Genomic DNA, 6,538 nt, shown 5'->3' with positions numbered 1-6,538 from the left:
CCCCTCGCCCACGCGGCCCCGGAGCCGGAAACCCGCCCCGTAGCCGAGCTGCTGACAGACCTTCAGCGCCTGTACCGCAACACCGAAGAGGCATCGGAAACGTACAACGCGACCGACGAGAAGCTGAGGGAGCAGCGCGCGAGGTCCAAAGACCTCGCCGAAAAGCTGGCCCGGGCCCGCGCCCACGCGAGGAACAGCCGCGGCGACGCCGGCCGCCTGGCCCGCCAGCAGTACCAGAACGCCACCGACCTCTCCCCCTACGTACGCCTCCTCCTCGCCCGCGACCCCCAGCGCGCCCTCGACCAGGGTCACGTCATCCAGCGGGTGGCCGCGGGCCGCGCCGCCACCGTGGAGCGCCTGACCGAGGGCGAGCGGAGGGCGGACGCGCTGGCGAGGGCGGCGAAGAAGGCGCTGGCCACGCAGACCGCCCTCGCCGCCCGGCAGAAACGGGAGCGGGACAAGGTCGGCGACCAGCTCAAAGAGGTACAGGAGATGCTTTCCGCGCTGACCCCGGACCAGCTGGACGCCCTGCGGGAGGCGGAGGACGCGGGGACGGCGAGGGCCCAGCGCGCGTTCATGGCGTCCGGCGCGCTCAGCGGCAGCCGGGCCACGCGGGCACCCTCGCGGCAGGGCGGCAAGGCGCTGGACTTCGCGGTACGGCAGATCGGGCTGCCCTACGAGTGGGGCGCCGAGGGCCCGGACGCGTACGACTGTTCGGGCCTGACCTCCCGGGCCTGGGCGCACGCGGGCCGCGAGATCCCCCGCACCAGCCAGGAGCAGTGGGCCGAGCTGCGGCGCGTCCCGCTGTCGAAGCTGCGCCCGGGCGATCTCGTCGTCTACTTCCCCAACGCCACGCACGTGGCGATGTACCTGGGCGACGGGAAGGTCGTCCAGGCGCCGCGCCCCGGGAGCAGGGTGAAGGTGTCACCGATCGCGGCCAACCCCGTGCTCGGCGCGGTCCGGCCCGACCCCGGGGGCCGCCCCGTGCGGGGGTACATCCCGCCGAGGCTGCCCGAGGGTGCGACCTCGGGCAGCGACCTGGGATACAGCGGCGATCAGCCGCCGGACGCGACCGACTCCAGGTAGGCGGCGGCCTTGTCGGGGTCGTAGAAGAAGTTCTCGAAGTCGGCCGGGTCGTCGAAGCCGTTCGCGAACCGGTCGGCGACCGGCTGGAGCTGGCCCGCCGCGCCGAGGATGTTGAGGACGTGCTCGGGCGGGGCGCCCAGCATCGCGTTGGTCCACTTGGTGACCCACTGCGCGGTGTCCCAGTAGCGGTCGAACGCCGACTGCATCCACGCCTCGTCGAACGGCTTGTCGCCGTGCTCGACGATGGAGGAGATGTACGAGGCGGCGCACTTGGACGCCGAGTTGGAGCCCTGCCCGGTGATCGGGTCGTTGGCGACGACGACGTCCGCGACGCCGAGGACCGCGCCGCCGCCGGGCAGCCGCCCGATCGGCTTGCGCACGGTCGGGGCGTACCGCCCGGCGAGCGTGCCGCCCGCGTCGGTCAGCTCGACCTTCGTGGCGCGCGCGTACTCCCAGGGCAGGAACTTCTCCAGGAGTTCGAGCGTGAGCGCCAGGTGCTCGCTCGGGTCCTTGACGCCCTGGAAGACGTCGAGGGGGCCGCCGGGGACGCCCTCCCAGAAGAGGATGTCGGCGCGGCCGGACGTGGTGAGGGTCGGCATGACGAACAGCTCGCCGACGCCGGGTACGAGGTTGCAGCGCACCGCGTCGAAGTCGGGGTGCTCCGGGCGCGGGCCGAGCCCGTGGACGTACGCGACCGACAGGGCCCGCTGCGGCTCGGTGAACGGCGAGCGGGCGGCGTCGCGCTCGAACATCGACACCAGCTCACCCTTGCCGGCCGAGACGAGCACCAGGTCGTAGGCGCGCGAGAAGTAGTCGAGGTCGGAGACCGCCGCGCCGTGGATGACCAGCTGGCCGCCGCGCTGGGCGAACGTCTCCATCCAGCCCGCCATCTTCACGCGCTGGTCGACGGATTGCGCGTACCCGTCGAGCTTGCCGACCCAGTCGATGACGCGGGCACCGTCGGGTCCGGCGACCGAGACGCCGACGCCCTCGATCCTCGGGGCCTGCGACTCCCAGAAGTTCGCCTGGATGTCGCGCTCGTGCTGGAGCGCCGTGTCGAACATGCACTGGGTGGACATGACCCGCCCGGACCGGATCTCGTCCGCCGTGCGGTTGGACATCAGGGTGACCTCGTACCCCTGCGCCTGGAGCCCGAGGGCGATCTGGAGGCCGGACTGCCCGGCTCCCACGACAAGTATCTTCCGCATGAGGGACCTTCTTCTTACTCAGGGGTGACGGCTACTCGGGGGTGACGTCGAGCGCGTGGCCGACCAGGGCGAGCAGCGATTCGATGACCGAGATCCGCTGCCGCGCGTCCATGATCAGCACGGGTATGCGGGAGGGCACCGTCAGGGCCTCGCGCACATCGGGCACCTCGAACCTCTCGCTGCCGTCGAAGTGGTTGACGGCCACGATGTACGGCAGGCCGCAGCTCTCGAAGTAGTCGAGCGCCGGGAAGCAGTCGGACAGGCGGCGGGTGTCGGCCAGGACGACCGCGCCGATCGCGCCGCGCACCAGGTCGTCCCACATGAACCAGAAGCGCTGCTGACCGGGCGTACCGAAGAGGTAGAGCACCAGGTCGTCGTCGAGCGTGATGCGGCCGAAGTCCATGGCGACCGTGGTGGTCGTCTTCTCGGGCGTCCCGCTCAGGTCGTCGGTGTCGGCGCTCGCCTGCGTCATCAGCGCCTCCGTCTGGAGGGGCGTGATCTCGGAGACGGCGGTCACCAGCGTCGTCTTGCCGACGCCGAAGCCGCCCGCCACCACGATCTTCGTGGCGATCGGGGCGCGTGACCTGTCCGTCTGCCAGGCCTGCAACTGACCCTCGTTCTCGAGGAGTTCAGAGACGGCGGAGTCCACTCAGCACCCTTTCCAGCAGTGCGCGGTCGGGCTGTCCCGGGCCGTGGCCCGTTCCGTACACGCGGATCTTTCCCTGGTCGGCGAGGTCGCTGAGCAGTACGCGGACCACGCCGAGCGGCATCTTGAGGAGCGCCGCGATCTCCGCGACCGTGCGCATGCGACGGCAGATCTCGACGATCGCCCGCATCTCGGGCATCACCCTGGCGAGCGTGCCCTTGGGCAGTTCGCGGCGCTCCTCGGCGGCCTCCAGCTCGGGGTGGCTCGCCACGAAGGTCTCCACGAGCAGGACGTGACCGAACCTGGTGCGGCCACCGGTCAGCGAGTACGGGCGTACGCGGGCGGGTTTGCGGTCGCCGCCGCGCTGCGGCAGCCTCGGCGTGCCGGTCTCGCGGCTGCCGCTCATCGGGCGTCCTCCATCGACTTGCGCAGCTCGCTGCGGAGTTCGGGGGTGAGGACGTGTCCGGCGCGGCCGACGAAGAGCGCCATGTGGTAGGCGACGACGGTCATGTCGCAGTCCGGCGTGGCGTGCACGCCGAGCAGCGAACCGTCGCTGATCGACATGACGAAGAGGCTGCCCTCCGCCATCGCGACCACGGTCTGCTTGACTCCGCCGCCGTCCATCAGCTTGGCGGCGCCGATGGTCAGGGAACCGAGCCCGGAGACGATGGTGGCGAGGTCGGCGCTCGAGCCCTTGGGGCCCGTGGGGTTCGGGGCCGGGCGTTCCACGTTCCGCCCCGGGTCGGAGGAGAGCAGCAGCAGTCCGTCGGAGGAGACCACCGCGACGGAGAGGATGCCGGGCACCTCCTCCACGAGGTTCGTCAGCAGCCAGTGCAGATTGCGGGCTTCACTGCTCAGGCCGTATGTGGCGGGTCCGGCGGAAGAACTGGGCGTGCGCATGGGCGCAGTCAACTGCTTGCCTCCTCGACTGAGTCCCCCATTACGTCTGCGTCATTTACGTTCTTTGCGTTACTTGCGTTACTTGCGTTACTTGCGTTACTTCCCGATGGCTCGGCCGGGTCTGTTCCGGTCGCCAGCTCGGCTTCCACGTCCCGTCGGCCGCTCTGCGCGCCCTGGTGGAAACCGCCGAGGCGGCGGCGGAGCGCTTCGGCGTCCACGGAACCGCTGCGCTGCTCGGGCGCGGCGGGCGTGGGCGCGGTGATCTTCGGGGTGCGCTTGGGGAGCCCCTTGTCGGTGACGCGCTCCCACTTGGGGGGCGCGGGGGGCTCCTCCCGCGGCGCCGGCGCCGCCAGCTCCATGGTCGTCTCCGCCGAAGGCGCGGGCTCGGGCTCCGGCTCCGGCTCCGGCGTCGACTCGGGCTCCTGCGGGGGCCCGGGCTCGTCCGCCGGCGTCGGCAGGGCCGTCTCCAGCGTCCGCTCGGCCGCCGCGATCAGCGGATCCTGATCGCCTTCGGCGGCAGTGGCCAACCGCCCCGGGATGACGTTCGAGTTGGCCTCGGCCTCCGACCCCGGCAGGTGGACGAGGGATTCGCCGCCCCGCGGCGGCGCGATCACCGCGGGAGTCGAGGGCGCCTCCGCCAGAATCGGCTTGGGCAGCACCACGACCGCCGCGACACCGCCCTGCTTCTGCTCCCGCAGCCGCACCCGCACCCCGTGCCGCGCCGCGAGCCGCGCCACGACGTAGAGGCCGAGCCCGAGGCCGTCCCCGCTCTCCTGGTCGTACGCGTCGTCGGGGTCGAAGTCCGTGAGGCGGGCGTTCAGCTCGCGCATGCGGTCCTGGGTGACGCCGATGCCCTCGTCCTGGACGGAGAGCATGACCTCGCCGCTCTCCAGGAGCCATCCGGAGACCTCGACGGAGGCGTCGGGCGGGGAGAACGAGGTGGCGTTCTCCAGGAGTTCGGCGGTGAGGTGGCTGATGTCGTCCGCGGCGAAGCCCGCGATGTGGGCGTGCGGCGGCAGCGTGGCGATGCGGACGCGCTCGTACCGCTCGATCTCCGAGACGGCGGCGCGTACGACGTCGACGAGCGGGACCGGGCCGGGGTGCTGGTGGCCGTGTTCGGCCCCGGCGAGGACCAGGAGGTTCTCGCTGTGGCGGCGCATGACCGTGGCGAGGTGGTCGAGCTTGAAGAGGGTGGCGAGGCGGTCGGGGTCCTGCTCGCGGTCCTCCAGGTTCTCGATCACGGCGAGCTGGCGCTCGACGAGGCCGAGGGTGCGCAGGGCCAGATTGACGAAGGTGCCGTGGATGGACTGGCGTACGCGCTCCAAGTGCACGGAGGCCTCGGCGAGTTCGGCGCGCAGGGCCTCGCGCTCGTCGGCCATGGCCTGGCGCTTGCCGATGAGGTGCTTGCGGTCCTTCTCCAGCGTGGCCAGGCGCTCGGTGAGGGCGGCGGCGTGACCGTGCAGGGCGTTGACGGAGCGGACGACCTGGGCGAACTCGTCGTCGCGGCCCGTGAAGCGGATCGGCTCCTGGGGCGCGGGCTCGGTCGCGAGGCGGGCGGAGCCGAGCCGCAGGACGGCGAGCGGGCGGGTCAGCGAGCGCGCCATCGCCATGGAGACGCCGACCGCGACGAGCAGCAGGACGCCGACGAGCGCGACGCGGATCTCCAGCGCCGTGACGTCGTCGTCGCGCAGCTGGGCGAGGCGCTTGGTGCGTTCGACGCCGAGCGCGGACTCGGCGCCGCGCATCGTCTCGATGCGGGCGGAGAGCGCGGCGTCGAGCTTCTCGCGGTCGGTGCGCTGCTCGTCGGCGGAGAGCGTGGGCTGGTCGGTGAGCCGGGAGAGGTACTTCTCCGCGGCGGTGACCTCGGGGCCGGTGACGGTCGAGTCGTACGTGGTGCGGGCGGAGTCCCCCGCGGCGTCCCGGAAGTCGGCGAGCGAGGCGAGCTCGCGGATGTGGGCCTGCTGGGCGGCGGTGCTGAGGCCGTCGCGGCGCTTGCCCGCGGCCGGGGTCTCGTCCGTGCCGGTCGCCGGGAGGCCGGTGACCGGGTCGATCGCGGGGGCGGAGCCGGGCGGCACGGCGAGGGCGGCGAGGAGGAGGCCGCGGGCGGCGGCGGCCTGCTCGACGGCGTGGTCGAGGTCGGCGAGGGCGAAGGCGCCCTTGTTGGCCTCGGGCGGCAGCTGCTCGGCCAGGTCGCGGGTGAGGCCGTGGAGTTCGGTGATGACCTTCGTGTACGCCTCGTGCGCTTCCAGGGCGGTGCTCTTGCCGGTGAGCGCGGCGCGGCGGACGGCGGCGATGTCGGCCAGCTCACCGCGGAGCCCGGCGGGGGCGTCGGCGCCGCGCAGCTCGTCGATCTGCCGGTCGACGCGGGCGCTGCGGCTCTCGGAGAGGCCCTTGCCCTGGGGGCGGCCGGAGGCGATGAAGGAGGTGACCTCGTCACGCTCGTCGGCCAGCGAGTGCCCGAGGGAGACGGCCTGCTGGGTGTGCTCGGCGAGGGTCACCAGGCGCTGGGTGTCGTTGAGCCGCCCGGACGCGGCGACGATGGCGGGCGCCCCGGCACCGGCGATCGCGGCGGCGACGACAGCGACGGCGACGATCAGCCGATTGCGCACACGGGCGGTGGGCTTCTTATTGACACTGGCGGCGACACCCTTGGCCGGATGCGAACCGGTGCCGGTGTCTCCGGCGGGGGGCGTGGGGG

6 protein-coding genes are annotated in these 6,538 nt (G+C 72.5%); 1 reads left to right on the top strand and 5 read right to left on the bottom strand.

Annotated elements, in window-relative coordinates:
* Nucleotides 1-1,086 (top strand): C40 family peptidase (locus GKQ77_RS24720; RefSeq protein ID WP_219691138.1); only part of this gene is annotated, 1,086 nt, incomplete at its 5' end.
* Here GKQ77_RS24720 and GKQ77_RS24715 read toward each other — a convergent pair.
* The 5 genes from GKQ77_RS24715 to GKQ77_RS24695 all read right to left on the bottom strand — a co-directional run.
* The gene (locus GKQ77_RS24715; RefSeq protein ID WP_219691137.1) at nt 1,056-2,294 is read right to left on the bottom strand and encodes a styrene monooxygenase/indole monooxygenase family protein; all 1,239 of its coding nucleotides are present in this window, start codon (nt 2,292-2,294) and stop codon (nt 1,056-1,058) included. The two genes, GKQ77_RS24720 and GKQ77_RS24715, sit on opposite strands and share 31 nt — an antisense overlap.
* A gap of 31 nt (nt 2,295-2,325) precedes the next feature.
* Nucleotides 2,326-2,943 (bottom strand): GTP-binding protein, encoded by a 618-nt coding sequence (locus tag GKQ77_RS24710; protein ID WP_219691136.1) that lies wholly within the window; start codon nt 2,941-2,943, stop codon nt 2,326-2,328.
* Nucleotides 2,924-3,346 (bottom strand): DUF742 domain-containing protein, encoded by a 423-nt coding sequence (locus GKQ77_RS24705; protein ID WP_219691135.1) that lies wholly within the window; start codon nt 3,344-3,346, stop codon nt 2,924-2,926. Before GKQ77_RS24705 ends, GKQ77_RS24710 begins: the two co-directional genes overlap by 20 nt.
* Entirely contained in the window at nt 3,343-3,840 is a 498-nt protein-coding gene (locus tag GKQ77_RS24700; protein WP_219691134.1) for a roadblock/LC7 domain-containing protein, read from the bottom strand. Before GKQ77_RS24700 ends, GKQ77_RS24705 begins: the two co-directional genes overlap by 4 nt.
* Nucleotides 3,841-3,848: 8 nt before the next feature.
* Nucleotides 3,849-6,538, bottom strand: a 2,690-nt coding sequence (locus tag GKQ77_RS24695) for a sensor histidine kinase (RefSeq protein ID WP_372459976.1), incomplete at its 5' end; no start/stop codon positions are given.

This window comes from Streptomyces anatolicus, from assembly GCF_019400875.1.
GTDB classification, from domain to species: Bacteria; Actinomycetota; Actinomycetes; order Streptomycetales; family Streptomycetaceae; genus Streptomyces; species Streptomyces anatolicus.
This window is presented reverse-complemented; position numbering and strand designations above follow the sequence as displayed.

Excerpts from the sequence above, each read along its gene's own strand:
- GKQ77_RS24700 (WP_219691134.1), bottom strand. The coding sequence starts at position 3,840 with ATGCGCACGCCCAGTTCTTCCGCCGGACCCGCCACATACGGCCTGAGC.
- GKQ77_RS24715 (WP_219691137.1), bottom strand. The coding sequence starts at position 2,294 with ATGCGGAAGATACTTGTCGTGGGAGCCGGGCAGTCCGGCCTCCAGATC.
- GKQ77_RS24705 (WP_219691135.1), bottom strand. The coding sequence starts at position 3,346 with ATGAGCGGCAGCCGCGAGACCGGCACGCCGAGGCTGCCGCAGCGCGGC.